This is a genomic window from Bradyrhizobium sp. CCBAU 11386 (assembly GCF_028128955.1).
In the GTDB taxonomy this organism is placed as follows: domain Bacteria; phylum Pseudomonadota; class Alphaproteobacteria; order Rhizobiales; family Xanthobacteraceae; genus Bradyrhizobium.
Map to the genome: position 1 here is coordinate 30441 of NZ_LBKA01000237.1, position 16556 is coordinate 46996.

Annotated in this window: 15 protein-coding genes; 6 read left to right on the plus strand and 9 right to left on the minus strand. The window is 65.6% G+C overall.

Features of this window, described 5'->3' with window-relative positions; all coding sequences use genetic code 11:
* Positions 1-10 precede the first annotated feature (10 nt).
* From XI09_RS24925 to XI09_RS24940, 4 genes are all read right to left on the minus strand, one after another.
* Positions 11-1741: an FAD-dependent oxidoreductase gene (locus XI09_RS24925; RefSeq protein ID WP_271569203.1), complete on the minus strand. Its 1731-nt coding sequence runs from the start codon at positions 1739-1741 to the stop codon at positions 11-13.
* A gap of 58 nt (positions 1742-1799) precedes the next feature.
* A complete protein-coding gene (locus XI09_RS24930) occupies positions 1800-2819 on the minus strand; it encodes a S1C family serine protease (protein WP_271569204.1) in 1020 nt (339 codons plus the stop codon).
* 96 nt (positions 2820-2915) lie between these two features.
* On the minus strand, positions 2916-3365 hold the full coding sequence (locus XI09_RS24935; RefSeq protein ID WP_271569205.1) for a hypothetical protein: 450 nt from the start codon (positions 3363-3365) through the stop codon (positions 2916-2918).
* 8 nt (positions 3366-3373) lie between these two features.
* Complete coding sequence (locus tag XI09_RS24940) at positions 3374-4972, minus strand: GMC family oxidoreductase (protein WP_271569206.1); 1599 nt, start codon at positions 4970-4972, stop codon at positions 3374-3376.
* 203 nt (positions 4973-5175) lie between these two features.
* Here XI09_RS24940 and XI09_RS24945 point away from each other — a divergent pair, with 203 nt between their 5' ends.
* The gene (locus XI09_RS24945) at positions 5176-5964 is read left to right on the plus strand and encodes a thermonuclease family protein (RefSeq protein WP_271569207.1); all 789 of its coding nucleotides are present in this window, start codon (positions 5176-5178) and stop codon (positions 5962-5964) included.
* A 214-nt stretch (positions 5965-6178) separates the two neighbouring features.
* Here the strand turns inward: XI09_RS24945 and cyoD are convergent, their stop codons facing one another.
* The 4 genes from cyoD to XI09_RS24965 are packed head-to-tail and all read right to left on the minus strand — an operon-like array spanning position 6179 to position 10023.
* Positions 6179-6562: a cytochrome o ubiquinol oxidase subunit IV gene (gene cyoD, locus XI09_RS24950; RefSeq protein ID WP_271569208.1), complete on the minus strand. Its 384-nt coding sequence runs from the start codon at positions 6560-6562 to the stop codon at positions 6179-6181.
* The gene (locus XI09_RS24955; protein WP_271569209.1) at positions 6559-7200 is read right to left on the minus strand and encodes a cytochrome (ubi)quinol oxidase subunit III; all 642 of its coding nucleotides are present in this window, start codon (positions 7198-7200) and stop codon (positions 6559-6561) included. Before XI09_RS24955 ends, cyoD begins: the two co-directional genes overlap by 4 nt.
* Positions 7200-9200, minus strand: coding sequence for a cytochrome o ubiquinol oxidase subunit I (gene cyoB / locus XI09_RS24960; RefSeq protein WP_271569210.1), 2001 nt, complete (start codon positions 9198-9200; stop codon positions 7200-7202). Before cyoB ends, XI09_RS24955 begins: the two co-directional genes overlap by 1 nt.
* The gene (locus tag XI09_RS24965; RefSeq protein WP_271569211.1) at positions 9190-10023 is read right to left on the minus strand and encodes a cytochrome ubiquinol oxidase subunit II; all 834 of its coding nucleotides are present in this window, start codon (positions 10021-10023) and stop codon (positions 9190-9192) included. The genes cyoB and XI09_RS24965 overlap by 11 nt, the downstream gene beginning before the upstream one ends.
* Before the next feature lie 256 nt (positions 10024-10279).
* Here XI09_RS24965 and XI09_RS24970 point away from each other — a divergent pair, with 256 nt between their 5' ends.
* A complete protein-coding gene (locus XI09_RS24970) occupies positions 10280-11080 on the plus strand; it encodes an SDR family NAD(P)-dependent oxidoreductase (protein WP_271569212.1) in 801 nt (266 codons plus the stop codon).
* Positions 11081-11265: 185 nt separating this feature from the next.
* Here XI09_RS24970 and XI09_RS24975 read toward each other — a convergent pair whose 3' ends face one another.
* Positions 11266-12597 (minus strand): PQQ-dependent sugar dehydrogenase, encoded by a 1332-nt coding sequence (locus tag XI09_RS24975; protein ID WP_271569213.1) that lies wholly within the window; start codon positions 12595-12597, stop codon positions 11266-11268.
* Between the two features lie 236 nt (positions 12598-12833).
* Here XI09_RS24975 and XI09_RS24980 point away from each other — a divergent pair, with 236 nt between their 5' ends.
* The 4 genes from XI09_RS24980 to XI09_RS24995 all read left to right on the plus strand — a co-directional run bounded on the left by XI09_RS24980 (position 12834) and on the right by XI09_RS24995 (position 16554).
* A complete protein-coding gene (locus tag XI09_RS24980; protein ID WP_271569214.1) occupies positions 12834-14024 on the plus strand; it encodes a urate hydroxylase PuuD in 1191 nt (396 codons plus the stop codon).
* Between the two features lie 152 nt (positions 14025-14176).
* Positions 14177-15034 carry a VOC family protein gene (locus XI09_RS24985; protein WP_271569215.1) on the plus strand — a complete coding sequence of 286 codons (858 nt, stop codon included), beginning with the start codon at positions 14177-14179 and terminating at the stop codon, positions 15032-15034.
* Positions 15035-15112: 78 nt separating this feature from the next.
* Positions 15113-15388, plus strand: a complete 276-nt coding sequence (locus tag XI09_RS24990) for a hypothetical protein (protein ID WP_271569216.1) — start codon at positions 15113-15115, stop codon at positions 15386-15388.
* Between the two features lie 203 nt (positions 15389-15591).
* Entirely contained in the window at positions 15592-16554 is a 963-nt protein-coding gene (locus XI09_RS24995; RefSeq protein WP_271569217.1) for a lytic transglycosylase domain-containing protein, read from the plus strand.
* Positions 16555-16556: the final 2 nt, after the last annotated feature.

Here is a 16556-nt window from a genome sequence, read left to right on the forward strand (position 1 = left end):
ACGACGGAGACTACAACTCGACAGATGCCCTCGCGGCACTCGACGCTGTGGTCGCTCCCTCCGCCAGATGCCGCCCCGCGATATACCCGAACGTCAGCGCCGGCCCGAGCGTGATCCCCGGGCCCGGATAGTTGCCGTTCATGATCGAGCCCATGTCGTTGCCACACGCATAGAGCCCCGCAATCGGCGTGCCGTCGCCCCGCAGCACGCGGGCCTGCGCATCGACCTTCATGCCGATCGCCGTGCCGAGATCGGCCGGATAGATCCGTAGCGCGAAGAACGGCGCGCGCAGGATCGGCGCGACGCAGGGGTTAGGCTTGTGCGCGGCGTCGCCGAGGTGACGCTGGTAGATCGTGCTCCCTCGGCCGAATTCGGGATCGCGCCCCTCCTTTGCGTCGGTGTTGTAGCTCGCCACCGTCGCGGCGAGCACGGATGGCTTGATGCCGATCCTGGCCGCAAGCTGCTCGATCTCGGGAGCCTCGATCAACTCACCGCTCGCCACATAGCGCCGGACGTTACGCGTGAACGGCTTGATGCGGCCGAGGCCATAGCGCCACAAAAACTGACGGTCGCAGACCAGGTAGAACGGCCGATCCGGCTCGCCATGGCCGTCGCGCAGCATGGCGAGCACGAACTCGTGGTAGGACAGCGCCTCGTTGACGAAGCGCCGGCCCGCGGCGTTGACGGCGATCACGCCGGGCTTAGCGCGATCGGTCACCGTGTGCGGAAAGACGCCACGGCTGCCGTCAGCGCGCCGGAACAGCGAGGCCGGCACCCAATAGGCCGGGCTCGTGGCCTCCGTATTGAGCGCAGCCCCGGCCGTCGCCGCGAGCCGAAGCCCGTCGCCTGTGCCTGATGGATTGGCCGCGGAGACAAATCCGGCCGCAGGCGGGAAGAACCGCTTGCGCAAAGCAGCATCGTGCGAGAAGCCGCCAGCCGCCAGCACCACGCCGCGGCGCGCCGCGATCGCACGGTCGCGGGAACCGTGACGGATCACCACGCCGCTGACGCGATCGCCCTGCATCGACAAATCCTCGACATCCGCGCTGAAGAGGATCTCCACCTGCCGCGCCAGCAGCGAGGCGAAGAGCCGCGCAGCGAGCGCGTTGCCGAGATGCAGCGTCGTGCCGCGCGGGCTACGCAGCCGCTGCAACATGTATTCCGAGACCAGCCGCGCCGCGCGCAGGGTCGAACGCAGCGACTTGCCGATCCGGCGCAGATGCGGAATGTCGAGAGGATTGACCATCATCCCGCCGAACAGCGTGAACTCCGGCAGCGGCGGCCGCAATCGCACGAAAGCCCGGCCCAGCCGCGTGCCGTCGAAAGCCGCGGGCTCGAGCACGCGCCCGCCTGATGTCGCGCCCAGCCGTTCCGGATAATAGTCGGGACAGGCCTTCACCGGCTGGAGGCGCACTTCCGTCTTGGCTTCGAGCCAGGTGATCGCTTCGGGTCCGCGCGCGAGGAAGGCGGCGCGCAGGCCGGCATTGGCGGGCTCGGGGACCGTGCTCGACAGATACTGGACGGCATCGGCGACGCTGTCGGACAGCCCCGCCTCCTTCATCTTCGGGTTGGCAGGGATCCAGACCATGCCGCCGGACCACGCCGTGGTGCCGCCGACGAAGGCCGTCTTCTCGATCACGAGGACACGAAGACCTTCGGCGGCAGCGACCGCCGCTGCCGTCATGCCACCGGCGCCGGCGCCGACGACAATGACGTCGTAAGTCTCTTGCGCCGGCATCATGCGGCAAGTTTCCGGAGGCGAGGCATGACATCGTCATACCTCGCCCGCGGGCTCGCAGCTAGCGGGCGGGCTTCCGCTCGATCGGATCGATGTCGATCGCCCGCAGGCGGCCAAGCCGCAGCACGTCCATGGCGAGCCGCCGGCCGATCCGGTCGCGGTCGAGCACGCGGATCAGATCGTCGACGCCGTTGATCTCGACGCCGTCGAGCCTGATCACGACGTCGCCGGGCAACAGGCCCGCCTTGGCCGCCGGCCCGTCCGGCTCGATCTGCATCAGAAGCGCGCCCATCTTGTTCTCGACGCCGGCCAGCACGGCATGCCGCCGCGGAACCGGCGCGGTCTGTCCGGCGACGCCGATATAGGCGCGGCGGACATAGCCGTGGCGGATGATCTCCGCCAGCACGAATTGCGCGGTGTTGCTGGCGACCGCGAAGCAGATGCCTTGCGCGCCATTGATGATGGCGGTGTTGATGCCGATCACCTCGGCATTCGACGACACCAGCGGGCCGCCGGAATTGCCGGGATTGAGCGCGGCATCGGTCTGGATCACGTCCTCGATGGTGCGGCCGCTGACCGAGCGGATCGAGCGCCCCAGCGCCGAGACCACGCCGGCAGTCACGGTCGATTCGAAGCCGAGCGGATTGCCGATCGCGATCACGAGCTGGCCGCGGCGCAGGGTCTTGGAGTTGCCGAGCGCGGCATACGGCAAGTCGCGCACGCCGTTGGCGCGCAGCAGCGCAAGGTCGGTGTCGGGATCGACGCCGAGCACCTGGGCGTCGCCGACATGGCCCTCGACGTCCCGCAGCCGGATCTCCTTGGAGGCGCCGACCACATGGCTGTTGGTGAGCACAAGCCCATCCGGCGAGATCACGATGCCCGAGCCGAGCCCACCGCGCTCGCGGCCGTTCGGCACCTTGGGCCCGGTCTCGACGCGCACGACGGCAGGGCCGACGCGGTCGGTGACGTCGATCACGGCATTGGAATAGGCGTCCAGCAGCGCCCGGTCATCGGCCGGCGCAGCCGCTGTCGTTAGCGATGACGAGGCGTCATCGGCGATATCTGAGGTAAAATCCAGCATGGCAAAAGTCCTTGAGGCTCACACAGATGGTGGCCTGTTCCCCCTCGCGCAAGTGGCCCGCCTGGGGCGCAAGGCTGGGCTGCCGGGTATTGACGACTAAGGCGCGCGCCGCAGTGCGCCCCCTCTTGCCTTGACCGGATCGAGCAGCGACCAGTCGCCGTCCGGGAGCACATGCCCCTTGGGGAACGGCGCGCGCGGCTCCAGCCCGAGCGAGCGCAGCACGCGGTCGTCGCGGTAGTAGCATTGCAGCACCACGCGGGCGAGGGTTGCAGCTGCCGCGCCGCCGGAGCTGCGGAACTGCTGCGCGACGCCATCGCGCGCGGCGGCTTCGAGGTCCGCCAGCGGCATGCCGGCGAGCCGCGCCAGATGATCGAGCGCCGCCACGACCGGCCTCGTGTCGCGGCCGAGGGTTGCAAGAATGTCGGCTTGGATGATCTCGTCATCGGCGCCGGGGACCCGGTATTCCTCGCTCGGTGGAATGATCATCGCGGCTATGGCGCGCAAATCCTGGCGCTGCCGCGGCGTGAGGGTGATCTGTTCGGTCATAAGAATCCTCAATCGAACAAATTGGCGAGGCGCTGCTTCATCTGGTCGGCGACGTACAGCGCGAGCGCCTGGATGGTGGACGTCGGGTTCACGCCGCCCGAGGTGACGAAGATGCTGCCGTCGACGATGAAGAGGTTCTTCACGTCGTGCGAGCGGCCCCATTCGTTGACGACGGAACGTTCGGGATCGGTGCCCATCCGCGCCGTGCCGAGCAGATGCCAGCCGCCCCACGGGATCGGCGAGTTGACGCAGATGTCGGTCGCCCCCGCGGTCTCGAGCACCTCCCGGCCGCGCGCCAGCGCATGCTCCATCATCTTCCGGCTGTTCTCGCTGATCGTGTAGTCGATCTTCGGCGCGGGAATGCCGTGGCTGTCCTTCAGGACGGGATCGAGCGTGACGCAATTATGCTCCTCGGGCAGGTCCTCGCAGATCGCGGAGAAACCGAGCCGATGGCCGTTGAGCTTGCGGAAGACGCGGTGATGATCGGCGCCCCAGGGCAGGATGCCCTTCTGCTCGCTGACGACGGCCTCGAACACCGGCCCTGCCCCGCGCACGAACTGGACGCCGTAGCCGCGCACGAAGCCGCGCGAGAGGTCGGTGTCATACCATTCCTTGCTCCACAGGCAGGTCGGTGGCGCGCGGTTGCTATCGGTCGGCTCCTTCACATAGCCGTAGATCTGCGCATAGGGATGGAACATCAGGTTCTTGCCGACGAGACCCGACGAATTGGCAAGCCCGTTCGGAAAGCGCCCCGACGCCGAGTTCAAAAGCAGCCGCGGCGTGCCGACGCCGTTGCAGGCGATGATGACGACATGCGCCGGCTGAAACTGCTCGACGCCGTCCTTGTCGTAATAGACCACGCCCGAGGCCATGCCGTTCTCGTCGGTGGTGATCTCGCGCACCCGGCAATGGGTGCGCAGCTCGACACCGGCGCGGATCGCGTGCGGCCAATAGGTGATGTCGGTCGAGGATTTGGCGCCTTGCGCGCAGGCCGGCGTGCAATGGCCGAGATTGATACAGCGCGCCCGGCCCTCATAATCCATGGTCGCGACCGTCGTGTCCGACGGCCACCAGTGCCAGCCGAGCTTGTTCATGGCCTTGCCGATGATCGCACCGGACAGTCCCATCGGCTGTTGCGGCATCGGCGGATGCGTCAGCGGCGAGAGCGGATCGCCCGACAGGCCGGACGTCCCCATCATGCGGTCGTTCTCTTCGAAGAACGGGGTCAGCGCGTCGTAGTCGATCGGCCAGTCGTCGGCGACGCCGTCGAGCGTCTTCACCTTGAAATCGGAGGGATGCAGCCGCGGCCAGTGCGCGGTGTACATCACCGTCGAGCCGCCGACCGCATTGTAGTTGACGACCTTGATCGGCGAATTGTCGTCATTGATCGGATAGTCCTCGGGCCGGCCGCGGACGTTCGGGCTCGACGACCACTCGCCGTAGAACTTGGCTTCCCAGTCCCGGCCCGTGCTGGGGTATTCCGCCGGGTTCATCCAGCCGCCCTGCTCCAGGCAGAGAATGTGCATCTTGGTCTCGGCCAGCGACCACGCCACCGCCGCGCCTGAAGCGCCGGCGCCTATGATCAGGACGTCCACGGGGTCTTTCATCGAAGCATTGTCCTCCCGCCCTCGCCGCTTCCCGGACGATTCGGCCTCTTGCTGCCGTGTCTACGACGCCGAACGATAGGGGCAGAGTGCCCGGCGAGTAAAGGCTGGCAGGCGAATGTCGCACTTCGCAGGGCGCAGACCATTGGTATCGCCGCGGGCGAATGCTAGGAACGAGGGGCAAGAGCAATCGATAGCGAGAAGTTATGTCCTTCGAGAATTCATTTGCCGCCGCCCGCGCTGTCGCGCTTGTTTTGTTTCTCGCTCTATCCGGATTTCTGGCTTCTTCCGGCCCTGCCTCCGCGCTGACGGCTGCTGCGACCGTCCGGGACGCCAATTCCATCCAGCTTGGCGACGTCACCTATCGGCTCGACGGCGTCGACGCGCCCGAGCTCGACCAGGTCTGCATCGACGATCACGCCGATCCCTGGACCTGCGGCATCGAGGCCCGCGATCAGCTGGCCAAGCTGATCGGCAAACGGGCGGTACGCTGTGACGATGTCGGGCCGGAAAAGAGCTTCGGCAAACGCCACCGTGCGATCTGCACGGCCGAGGGCGACAAGGCCAGCCTGAACGAGCAACTGGTGAAGCTCGGCTTCGCCATCGCCCGCGAACCGATCAAGGCCAACGTCAAGCCGGCGGCGGCCGAAGCCAAGACGGCCTCGTCCGGAATCTGGAAGGGCTGCTTTGTTGCACCGCAAGAATTCCGCACCGGCAAGAAGGACGGCGCGTTGCTCGGCGCCGCCTGCCGCGCCGATCGCGACGAGGAGATCCGCGCCGTGCTGTTTCCGGAGGAGCTGACCATGCCGCCGAGTTGCAGCATCAAGGGCAAGCTTGCGGTGCGCGCCCGCGTCACCGGCAATATCGGCATCTATCATTTGCGGGGCTGCACGAGCTATCCGGCGACCACCAGGCCGGACCGCTGGTTCTGCTCCGAGGACGATGCCCAGGCCGCCGGCTTCCGCAAGGCCTATAATTGCCGCCGGCCGAAGTGAACAAGTCGTTCACGCAGCCGTGAGCGGTAACCGGAGACAGTATTGATCCGGAATTGAACTCCATGGGGAGTTGCTGCACTTATCAACGTGCGCACGCGCTTTGCGCGAGCGCTTCCTTGGCAGACGATCCTCATTGGATTGTCTTTGCTCGGGCGTTTCCTCCCTAGACTTGGGCCGCTTGTCACAAACAAGCGGCTCTTCTTTTTTGTGCTCCCTACTTCCGCATCGGCATGATCTGGTCCATCGGCGGCATGTTCTGGTTGAGATGTGCCATGATCCATACGGTGCCGCCGACCACCAGGAAGACGATCAGCAGCCCGAAGGCGAGCGCCAGCACGTTGTTGGTGTTGTCGGGTCCGGTCGTGATGTGCAGGAAGAACACGAGGTGCACGCCCATCTGCGCGATCGCGAGCACGATCAACGCGACGGGAATGGACGGCTGCCAGACCAGGTCGGTGCCGGCGATGAAGAACGACGTCGCCGTGAGCAGCAGCGCGAGTGCGAGGCCGATGACGTAACCGAGGATGCGCACGCCGACACTGTGTTGCTCTTCCTCGCCCGGCGCGAGGTCATGATGGATGTGCGTCTGATCGCTCATGCGCCACTCCCAAGCAGGTAGACGACGGAGAAGACGGCGACCCAGATGATGTCGAGCGCGTGCCAGAACAGCGCAAAGCACATCATCCGGCGCAGGATGTCGGCGCGAAAGCCCTTGGCGAAGACCTGCGCCATCATGGTGAGGAGCCAGAGCACGCCGGCGGAGACGTGCAGGCCGTGACAGCCGACCAGCGAGAAGAACGACGTCAGGAACGCGCTGCGCGACGGGCCGTAGCCGCGCGCGACGAGATCGGCGAACTCGCGGAACTCGATGGCGAGGAAGATCAGCCCGAGCACGCAGGTCACGGCCATGCCGAGATAGAACCAGAACCGGTTGCGCACGTCGGCCGCGATGCTGGCCATGCCGCAGGTGAAGCTCGACAGCAGCAGGCAGACCGTCTCGATCGCAACGTTGCGCTGCTCGAAGATCTCCGCGCCCTTGGGACCGCCGGCGGTCTGGCCGGACAGCACCGCATAGGCCGCAAAGAAGCAGGAGAACATCACGATGTCGGAGAGCAGGAAAACCCAGAAGCCGTAGGCGGTCACGATCCGCTTCGACGCTGGCCCGGGATGCTCGATCACGAGCCCGATGTGATGGGGATCGGCATGGGCGCGGCCGACGGTTGCGGTCATCGACATCAAACCGCTCCCGCCATGCTGACGAGGCTGCGTCGCTCCTCGAGATTGATGCGATCGATGCGGGCGACCTCGTCGGCCGGAATGACGTATTCGTCATGGTCGCGCCAGGCGAACACGACGAAGGTCGCGAACGCGCCGATGCCGCCCAGGATCACCATCCACCAGATGTGCCAGATCAGCGCAAAGCCCATGATGGTGGCGAAGAACGCGCAGACGAAGCCGGTCGGCGAGTTCCGGGGCATTTCGATGTCGTGATATTCGGGCACTTCGTGCTCAAACGATTGCTGCCGGGCATGCGCCTTCATGTCCCAATAAGCATCCTCGCCGCGCACATCGGGACTGAAAGCGAAGTTGAAGACCGGCGGCGGCGACGAGGTCGCCCATTCCAGCGAGCGCCCGTCCCAGGGATCGCCGGTGCGGTCGCGCAGGGCCTCGCGATTCCTGATGCTGACGACGAGCTGCATGATCTGGCAGATCACCCCGATCGTCAGCACGGCCATGCCGGCCGCCGCGACCAGCATCCAGGGCCGCCACGCCGCGACGTCGTAATGCTGCAAGCGCCTGGTCATGCCGAGCATGCCGGCGACATAAAGCGGCATGAAGGTAACGTAGAAGCCGAGGAAGGTGAACCAGAACGCGAGCTTGCCCCAGCGCTCGTCGAGGCGGAAGCCGAACGCCTTCGGAAACCAGTATTCGAAGCCGGCGAAGGCGCCGAACAGCACGCCGCCGATGATGACATTGTGGAAGTGCGCGACCAGGAACATGCTGTTGTGGAGCATGAAGTCGGCCGGCGGCACTGCGACCAGCACGCCCGTCAGGCCGCCGATGATGAAAGTGACCATGAAGCCGACCGCCCACAGCATCGGCGTCGCGAAGCGGATGCGGCCGCCATACATCGTGAACAGCCAGTTGTAGATCTTCACCCCGGTCGGCACCGCGATGATCATGCTGGCGATGCCGAAGATGGCATTGACGTCGGGCCCGGCGCCCATCGTGAAGAAATGGTGCAGCCAGACCATGAAGGAGATCACGCAGATCGCCATGGTGGCGAGCACCATGGAGCGATAGCCGAACAGCGCCTTGCCGGAGAAGGTCGAGACCACCTCGGAGAAGATGCCGAAGGCCGGCAGCACCAGGATGTAGACCTCCGGATGGCCCCAGGCCCAGATCAGGTTCATGAACATCATGACGTTGCCGCCGGCCTCGTTGGTGAAGAAGTGGAAGCCGAGGTAACGGTCGAGCAGCAGCATCGCGAGCGTGGCGGTGAGGATCGGAAACGCCGCGACGATCAGGAGATTGGAGGCCAGCGTGGTCCAGCAGAACATCGGCATGTGCAGATAGTTCATGCCCCTGGTGCGCAGCTTCAGCACGGTCGTGACGAGATTGATGCCGGCGACCAGCGTGCCGACGCCGGAGATCTGGAGCGACCAGGCGTAGTAATCGACGCCGACGCCCGGCGAATAGGACAGTCCCGACAGCGGCGGGAAGGCGAGCCAGCCGGTGCGGGCGAACTCGCCGATCACGAGCGAGAGATTGACCAGCAGCGCGCCGGTCGCGGTCAGCCAGAAGCCGACCGAATTGAGCGTCGGGAAAGCGACGTCGCGCACGCCGAGCTGGAGCGGAACGACCAGGTTCATCAGACCGATCACGAACGGCATCGCGACGAAGAAGATCATGATGGTGCCGTGGGCCGAGAAGATCTGGTTGTAATGCTCCGGCGGCAGATAGCCCTGCGACTGGTAGGCCACCGCCTGCTGGATCCGCATCATGATCGCGTCGCTGCCGCCGCGCAGCAGCATCACCGAAGCCAGCAGGATGTACATGACGCCGATACGCTTGTGGTCGACGCTGGTGATCCACTCGTGCCAGAGATAGGGCAGATGCCCTTTCACCACGACCCAGATCAACACCGCGAGGATCGCAACCAGCACCACGGCACCGGCGACGAGCGGAATGGGCTGATCAAATGGAATGGCCGACCAATCGAGCTTACCGAGCATCGTGGCCTCCACTGTGCGGCCGCCCGGCGTCGGAGATCAGCTCCGGCCCCGGCCCCGGCGGAATGTGCTGGGTCGCGATCAGGTCGAACAGGCGGGGATCTTCGAGGCGATAGGTCGGCCTGCCCTTCTCGACGCCCTGCTGCATCAGCTTCTTGTAGCTGTCCTCGTTCAGCACGGCATCGGACTTCGCCGTGGTCGCGACCCAATCCGGAAATGCGAGCGGCGAGATCACGTTGACGTCGAACATCATGTCGGGAAAGCCGTCGCCGGAGAAATGCGCCGACAGGCCCTGAAGCTTGCCCTCGTTGTCGGCGCGCAGGTTCAGCTTCGTCACCATCCCGTTCATGGTGTAGATCATGCTGCCGAGCTGCGGGACGAAGAACGTGTTCATCACGCTCGACGACGTCAGTTGGAAATTCAATTCCGCGCCGGCCGGCACCGTCAGCGCATTGACGGTCGCGATGCGCTGGTCCGGATAGATGAACAGCCATTTCCAGTCGAGCGAGACCGCCTGAATCCGCACCGGACTGCCGGTGCCCGGCACGGGCGCCGCGGGATCTAGCTGATGCGAGCCGATCCAGGCGACGCCGCCGAGCAGGATGACGGTGAGTGCCGGGATCGCCCACACCACCATCTCGACGCGCCCGGAATAGACGAAGTCGGGCTGAAAGCGCGCCTTCGGATTTGAGGCGCGAAACCAGAACGCAAACGCCAGGATCGCGATGATGGTCGGCACCACGATCGCAAGCATGATGAAGACGGAATCGACCAGGATGGTGCTGTTGGCGGCAGCCACCGGCCCTTTTGGATCGAGCAGATTCATCGGCAAGCCACAGGCGATTGGGAAGCCCCGGGACAGAGCCTAGCGTGGGACAGGCTCCGCAACAAACGCTGCAACGTCGGAACGGTTCCTCAACCGCAAGGACCAGCCATGCGCGTGGACCGGCCGCAACATGCAATTCCATGTAATGTCAATGACATGAACACAGGGGTCGCGCCCTTCTCTCCGATCGGGGCGATTGCTAATCTGCACGAAAATATCGGGATGAACAGTGTCCCGAGCCCGGGAGTGAACCGAGATGCGCTTGAAGGACAAGGTTGCGATCGTGGTTGGGGCCGGCCAGAGCCCCGGCGAAGGCATGGGCAACGGCCGCGCCACCGCGCTCACCTTCGCGCGCGAGGGCGCCAGGGTGTTGTGCGTCGATCATCATCTGGAATCGGCACAGGAAACCGTCGCGATGATCACCGAGAAGAACGGCACCGCCGCGGCCTTCAAGGCCGACGTGACGAAAGCCGCCGACATCAAGGCGATGGTCAAGGACGCGCAGACACGCTGGGGCCGGATCGACGTGCTGCACAACAATGTCGGCGTCAGCCTGTCCGGCGGCGATGCCGAATTGCTAGAGATCACCGAAGAGGCGTTCGACCGCGTCGTCGCCATCAATCTGAAGAGCTGCATCCTGGCGGCGAAAGAAGTGATCCCGATCATGCGCGCGCAGCACAGCGGCGCCATCATCAACATCTCCTCGATGGCCGCGATCACCACCTACCCTTACGTCGCCTACAAGGCGACGAAGTCGGCGATGATCGCCTTCACCGAACAGCTCGCCTACCAGAACGCCGAATACGGCATCCGCGCCAACGTCATCCTGCCCGGCCTGATGAACACGCCGATGGCCGTCGATACCCGCGCCCGCGAATGGCACAAGACCCGCGCCGAAGTCGAAGTCGAGCGCGACAGCAAGGTGCCGCTGCGCAAGAAGATGGGCACGGGATGGGACGTCGCCAACGCCGCGCTGTTCCTGGCGTCGGATGAAGCGAACTTCATCACCGGCGTGACGCTGCCGGTGGACGGCGGGGCGAGTGTGAGACGGGGGTAGGTCGAGGCAGAGCGCGGTGCCTTCCCTTCTCCCCTTGTTGTGGGAGAAGGTGGCGCGTAGCGCCGGATGAGGGGTTGCATCCGCAAACTCAACAGCGAGAGAAGTGCGCGCGGAGAGAACCCCTCACCCGTCTCGCCGCTACGCGTCGAGCCACCCTCTCCCACAAGAGGAGAGGGAAAGCACTGTCACTGCCGCGTGCTCGTCACCCGCCAGATCGTGCCGTTGCCATCCTCCGACACCAGCAGCGATCCGTCCTTCGCCACTGCTACGCCTACCGGCCTGCCCCACACCTCCGTGTCGCTCACCACGAACCCCGTGACGAAATCCTCGTACTCGCCGGTCGGCTTGCCGTCCTTCATCCGGATGCGGATCACCTTGTAGCCGGTGCGCTTGGACCGGTTCCAGGAGCCGTGCTCGGCGGCGAAGGCGTCGCCCTGGTATTCGGATGGAAACTGCGTGCCCTGGTAGAAGGTCATGCCGAGCGAGGCCGAGTGCGGCTGTATCAGTACGTCGGGGATCGTCACCTTGTCCTTGAGGTCGGGCCGCGCGCCGGCGTGGCGCGGGTCTTCATTGCTTCCGATATAGAACCACGGCCAGCCGTAGAAGGCGCCCTCCTTCACGCTGGTCACGTAGTCAGGCACGAGGTCGTCGCCGAGGCCGTCGCGTTCGTTGGTCGAGCACCACGGCAGGCCGGTCTGCGGCTGGATCGCGAGGCCGACGCAATTGCGGATGCCGGTGGCGTAGATCTTCCGCTCCTTGCCATCGGGATTGAAGGCCAGCACGGTGGCGCGCTCGGTCTCGCTGGCCCAGGCCGCGCCGAGCGGCTGCGTTTTCGACCACGCATCCATCCCGCCCGGCGGCGTGCCCATGCCCTCGGCGACGTTGCTGAGCGAGCCGACCGAGACCAGCATGCGCTTGTTGTCAGGCGTGAAGACGATGTCGCGGGTGGAATGGCCGCCGTCATGCGGCAGGCTTGCCACGATCGTCTCGGCCTTGCCGCGCGCCTTGAGGTCGCCGGCCTGATAGGGAAAGCGGACGACGCTGTCGGTGTTGGCGGCGTAGACCCATTGCGGATTGTCGCCGTTCGGAAAGAAGGCGATGCCGAACGGCTGCCGCAGGCCGCTGGCAAACACCTCATTGGTCGCGACCTTGCCGCCCTCGCCGGCGCGCAACACGCGGATGGTGCCGGCCCGCGTCTCCGCGACGAAGACGTCGCCGTTCGGCGCCACGCGCACGATGCGCGGCGCACGCAGGCCTTCCGCGAACAGCTCGATCTTGAAGCCCGCCGGCACTTGAAGCGCGGCCTCCGGCGGACGCGGCACCACACGCGACGAGCTCGCGACCGACCGCGTGGCGCCGGGCCTGACCAGATCCTGCGGCCGGATCAGCCTGATTGTGCCGGGCTTGTCGGCCTGCCAGTCGCCGTAGGCATCCTTGCCCTGCAGCACCGGCTCGGCCTGTGCGCCGGCCACCAGCAAGCCCGCGGATATCACCGCGATCGAAATCCGGTTCTTCACGTCGTCTTCCTCCCGGCCTGCATGTCTCGGACGTCAACGCCGATCGATCCGTAAACGTTCTGCGGCAGGTCAAACGCCTGCCGAATCCCACATCAGCTCATGCCCGCACGATGTGCATCAGCCCCGACCCATCGTACTGGAAAATGCCGCTGATCGGTGCGACACATTGTAAGGGCACGGCCGCCGGTTGCGGTTATCAAAGCTGCGGCATTTGTGTCGCACCTGATGGGGTGATCATGTGGGGATCCATCATATCGGAATGGGCGGGCCTGCTGCTCCGCTGGCTGCACGTGGTGGCGGCGATCGCCTGGATCGGCAGTTCCTTCTATTTCATCGCCCTCGACCTCAGCCTTCAACCCAGCAGCGATCTGCCTGATGGCGTGCAGGGCGAAGCCTGGCAGGTCCATGGCGGCGGCTTCTACCGGATCATGAAATACCTGGTCGCGCCCACCCGGATGCCGGACGAGCTGACCTGGTTCAAATGGGAGGCCTACACCACCTGGCTGTCCGGCTTCGCGCTGATGGTGGTGGTCTATTATCTCGAGGCCGATCTGTTCCTGGTCGACAAGTCGATCCTCGACCTCACCCCATTCCAGGCCGGGCTATTCAGCTTCTTCAGCCTGGCTCTGGCATGGGCGCTCTACGAGGCCGCCTGCCGCACCGGGCTTGCGCAGCGCGAGCTGCCGTTCGCCATCGGCGGCTATCTGTTCCTGGTCGCACTGACCTACGCTTTCACCCATGTGCTGAGCGGCCGCGGTGCGTTCAACCAGATCGCGGCGATCATCGGCACCATCATGGTCGCCAACGTCTTCACGCTGATCATCCCGAACCAGAAAGAGATCGTGGCGGCGCTGATCGCGGGACAGGCGCCCGATCCGAAGCTCGGCAAGACCAGCAAGGAGCGCTCGGTTCACAACAACTACCTGACGCTTCCCGTTGTCGTGCTGATGATCAGCAACCACTATCCCCTGCTCTACGCCACCCGCTTCAACTGGATCATCGTCGCGATCATCCTGGCGCTCGGCCCCGTGATCCGCCACTTCTTCAACGAGCGTCACGCCGGGCGGAAATCGCCGTGGTGGGTGTGGGGTGTCGCCGCCGCTGGAGCGATCGCGATCCTGTTCCTCTCCGCAGCCGGCCCGCGCGAGGTGAAGACCGGCGCGCTGTCGGTGCAGCCCACGGTCGCCAATGTCGAGGACATCGTGATGTCCCGGTGCAGCATGTGCCACGCGGCCGAACCGGTCTGGGCCGGGATCGTCACCGCGCCGAAGGGCATATTGCTCGATGCGCCCGAGCACATCCAGCGCAACATCCGCCTGATCGGCCGCGTCGCGGCCTGGTCCACCGCGATGCCGCCCGGCAACATCACCGAAATGACCAGCGAGGAGCGTGCCATCCTCGCCGCCTATATCGAGCAGGCGCGCTGACGCCATCACGCGTCGATATCGCGTTTCGCGGAATGAAATTTCCGCATGTCCCGCCGATTTGAAAATGACTTGATCGTCTATCCGGCGTAGACAGGGACAGCGGCCACTCGTGCCGCCCAAATCCAATCTGCATCTGCCGCGGGGAAATCACAGTGGCCCTCAAGAACGTCATCGGTATCGACCACGCCGTGGTCATGGTGAAGGACCTCGACAAGGCCGCCGAGAACTACCGGCAGCTCGGCTTCACGGTCTCGCCGCGCGGCACCCACAGCGCGCATATGGGCACCGGCAACTACACCATCATGTTCGACCCGGACTACATGGAGCTGCTCGGCGTGCTGGCCGCGACCGAGCACAATGCGCCGGCCCGCGCCTTCCTCGACACGCGCGGCGAAGGCATCGAGCGCATCGCCTTCACCGCGGTCGATAGCACCGCCGGCGCGGAGGAAATCCGCGCGCGTGGCCTGACGCCGATCGGCCCGACCGATTTCGAGCGGCCGGTGACGCTGCCTGATGGCACGGTCTCGGCGGCAAAATTCCGCACCTTCATGTGGCCGACCGCGGAAGCGCCGGGCGGCGTTCGCATCTTCGCCTGCCAGCACAAGACCCGCGAGACCGTGTGGATTCCCGAGCTGATGAAGCACGCCAATGCGGCGAAGCGGATCAGGCAGACGCTGATCGCAACGCCCGAGCCCGCGAAGGAAGCCGCGCACCTCGCGCGCCTGATCGACCGCGAGCCGCGAGCGGAGGCCGACGGCGCGGTGGCCGTACCCTCCGGCGGCGATCGTGCCGACTTCGTCTATCTGACGCTGGACCAGCTCGGAAAGCGCTATCCCGGCGTGCCGCTCGCGGGCCTCTCCGAGCGCGGCGGCGCGGCGCTGGTGCTGGTCAGCGGCGATCTCGCCGCGACCGAGAAGGCGCTGGGCGCGGCGGCGCTGCGCAGCGGGCCTGCGATCGTCGTGCCGCCGGCCAAGGCCAACGGCACCCTGCTCGCCTTCGTTGCCGGCTGATTTGAACTAATTCTTTAACAAGCGTTTACCGGGCGGCTCTAGGCTTCTGGCCTATCCACGCCGCCCGAGACCAGACGCATGTTCAAAGAGGGATCGCCGATCGTCTATGACGCGCCGGCCGAGCTGAAGAAGTGGCCGTCGCTGAAGGGCGAGAGGCAGAAGGACCGAGGTCCGCCCTATCTCGTCTACAACGGCACGCTCGCCGACTGCGTCCGCGAGCTGATGGGCAAGCCCATCAAGGGCATCTCGCTCTACGACATCATGACGAGGCCGCAACCGGCCTTCGACCAGACCGTGCTGTCGCCCGGCGACGCCGCCGAGATCGCGATGCGCAAGGATTTTCCGAAGGATTAGCCTCCGTGCCACCACTCGCACGTCGCATTTGCTCGCGGTCCCCGTAGATCAGCGGGGCCGGCGGCGCATGTTCTGCTGCAGGCCCCCGTACTAACACCTGCCTTCCCGCGGAATCGCAGCTTCGCCGCAATTACGGTTAATGAAGTCCTCCTCACCGGCGCACGCGCTGGTCGTTCCCCCACAGTTCGAGGACTCTTACCGAGATGCGATTTGTCGTCGCGGCTTGCGCTGCGTTCCTGATTCTGATGTGCGACGTCGGCTCGTCGCCCTCCTGGCAGCCGTCAAGCTTCGACCACGCTGCTCTCAAGACTGATCGCGGTCCTTCTCTGGTTCCCCTCGCCGAACTCTTCCTCGCAAGCGTGCAGGCCATCGAGCTCGCCAACGCACGCGCGGCCTATGAGGAGACGATCGAACCGCCGCGCGCGGTCGAGCCCGTCGCGCAGGCCCCGGTTTCACCGACTGAACGCTTCTGCCGCGCGCTTCGCGAAGCCGCCGAGGCCAGCGGCATTCCCGTGCCGTTCTTCGCACGCCTGCTCTGGCAGGAGAGCCGCTTTCGTTCCAACGAGGTCAGCCCGGCCGGCGCACAGGGCGTCGCGCAGTTCATGCCGGAGACGGCGGCCGAGGTCGGGTTGGATGATCCCTTCGATCCCATGAAGGCGCTGCCCGCATCGGCAAAATTCCTGCGCAAGCTGCGTGATGATTTCGGCAATCTCGGCCTCGCCGCGGCCGCCTACAACGCAGGTCCCGGCCGCATCCAGAAATGGCTCGCCAGAGAGAGCGAGCTGCCGCGCGAGACGCGCGACTATGTCCGCATCATCACGGGCACCAAGGCCGAGGACTGGACCGAGCGCGCAGAGGCCCTCGCAATCCGGATCGACCTGCCGCGCGAAGCGCCTTGCGAAGGCGTCGGCAGCCTGTCCAAGACGAAGGACGTCGCCTGGGTTCCGGTGAACCTGACACCGTCGGTCGTCACCATCATGCGCAAGGCCGAGCAGCTGGCGGCGCGACTCTCGGCGAGCCGTGCACGCAAGCGGTTCGCATCCTTGCTGCGCAAGAATGCCGGGGCCCACGGCAAGGCACGGAGCATGATCGCGGCCCGCGCGGCCGGAAAGAGCGCAAAGGCTCGTGCCATCCGCTTTGCGGCGCGCGAACGCTCCTCGAGCTAGCT

Bases quoted from the DNA above. Each gene is read 5' to 3' on its own strand.
- XI09_RS24925 (WP_271569203.1), bottom strand. From the start codon at position 1,741: ATGATGCCGGCGCAAGAGACTTACGACGTCATTGTCGTCGGCGCCGGC.
- XI09_RS24930 (WP_271569204.1), bottom strand. From the start codon at position 2,819: ATGCTGGATTTTACCTCAGATATCGCCGATGACGCCTCGTCATCGCTA.
- XI09_RS24935 (WP_271569205.1), bottom strand. From the start codon at position 3,365: ATGACCGAACAGATCACCCTCACGCCGCGGCAGCGCCAGGATTTGCGC.
- XI09_RS24940 (WP_271569206.1), bottom strand. From the start codon at position 4,972: ATGAAAGACCCCGTGGACGTCCTGATCATAGGCGCCGGCGCTTCAGGC.
- XI09_RS24945 (WP_271569207.1), top strand. From the start codon at position 5,176: ATGTCCTTCGAGAATTCATTTGCCGCCGCCCGCGCTGTCGCGCTTGTT.
- cyoD (WP_271569208.1), bottom strand. From the start codon at position 6,562: ATGAGCGATCAGACGCACATCCATCATGACCTCGCGCCGGGCGAGGAA.
- XI09_RS24955 (WP_271569209.1), bottom strand. From the start codon at position 7,200: ATGTCGATGACCGCAACCGTCGGCCGCGCCCATGCCGATCCCCATCAC.
- cyoB (WP_271569210.1), bottom strand. From the start codon at position 9,200: ATGCTCGGTAAGCTCGATTGGTCGGCCATTCCATTTGATCAGCCCATT.
- XI09_RS24965 (WP_271569211.1), bottom strand. From the start codon at position 10,023: ATGAATCTGCTCGATCCAAAAGGGCCGGTGGCTGCCGCCAACAGCACC.
- XI09_RS24970 (WP_271569212.1), top strand. From the start codon at position 10,280: ATGCGCTTGAAGGACAAGGTTGCGATCGTGGTTGGGGCCGGCCAGAGC.
- XI09_RS24980 (WP_271569214.1), top strand. From the start codon at position 12,834: ATGTGGGGATCCATCATATCGGAATGGGCGGGCCTGCTGCTCCGCTGG.
- XI09_RS24990 (WP_271569216.1), top strand. From the start codon at position 15,113: ATGTTCAAAGAGGGATCGCCGATCGTCTATGACGCGCCGGCCGAGCTG.
- XI09_RS24995 (WP_271569217.1), top strand. From the start codon at position 15,592: ATGCGATTTGTCGTCGCGGCTTGCGCTGCGTTCCTGATTCTGATGTGC.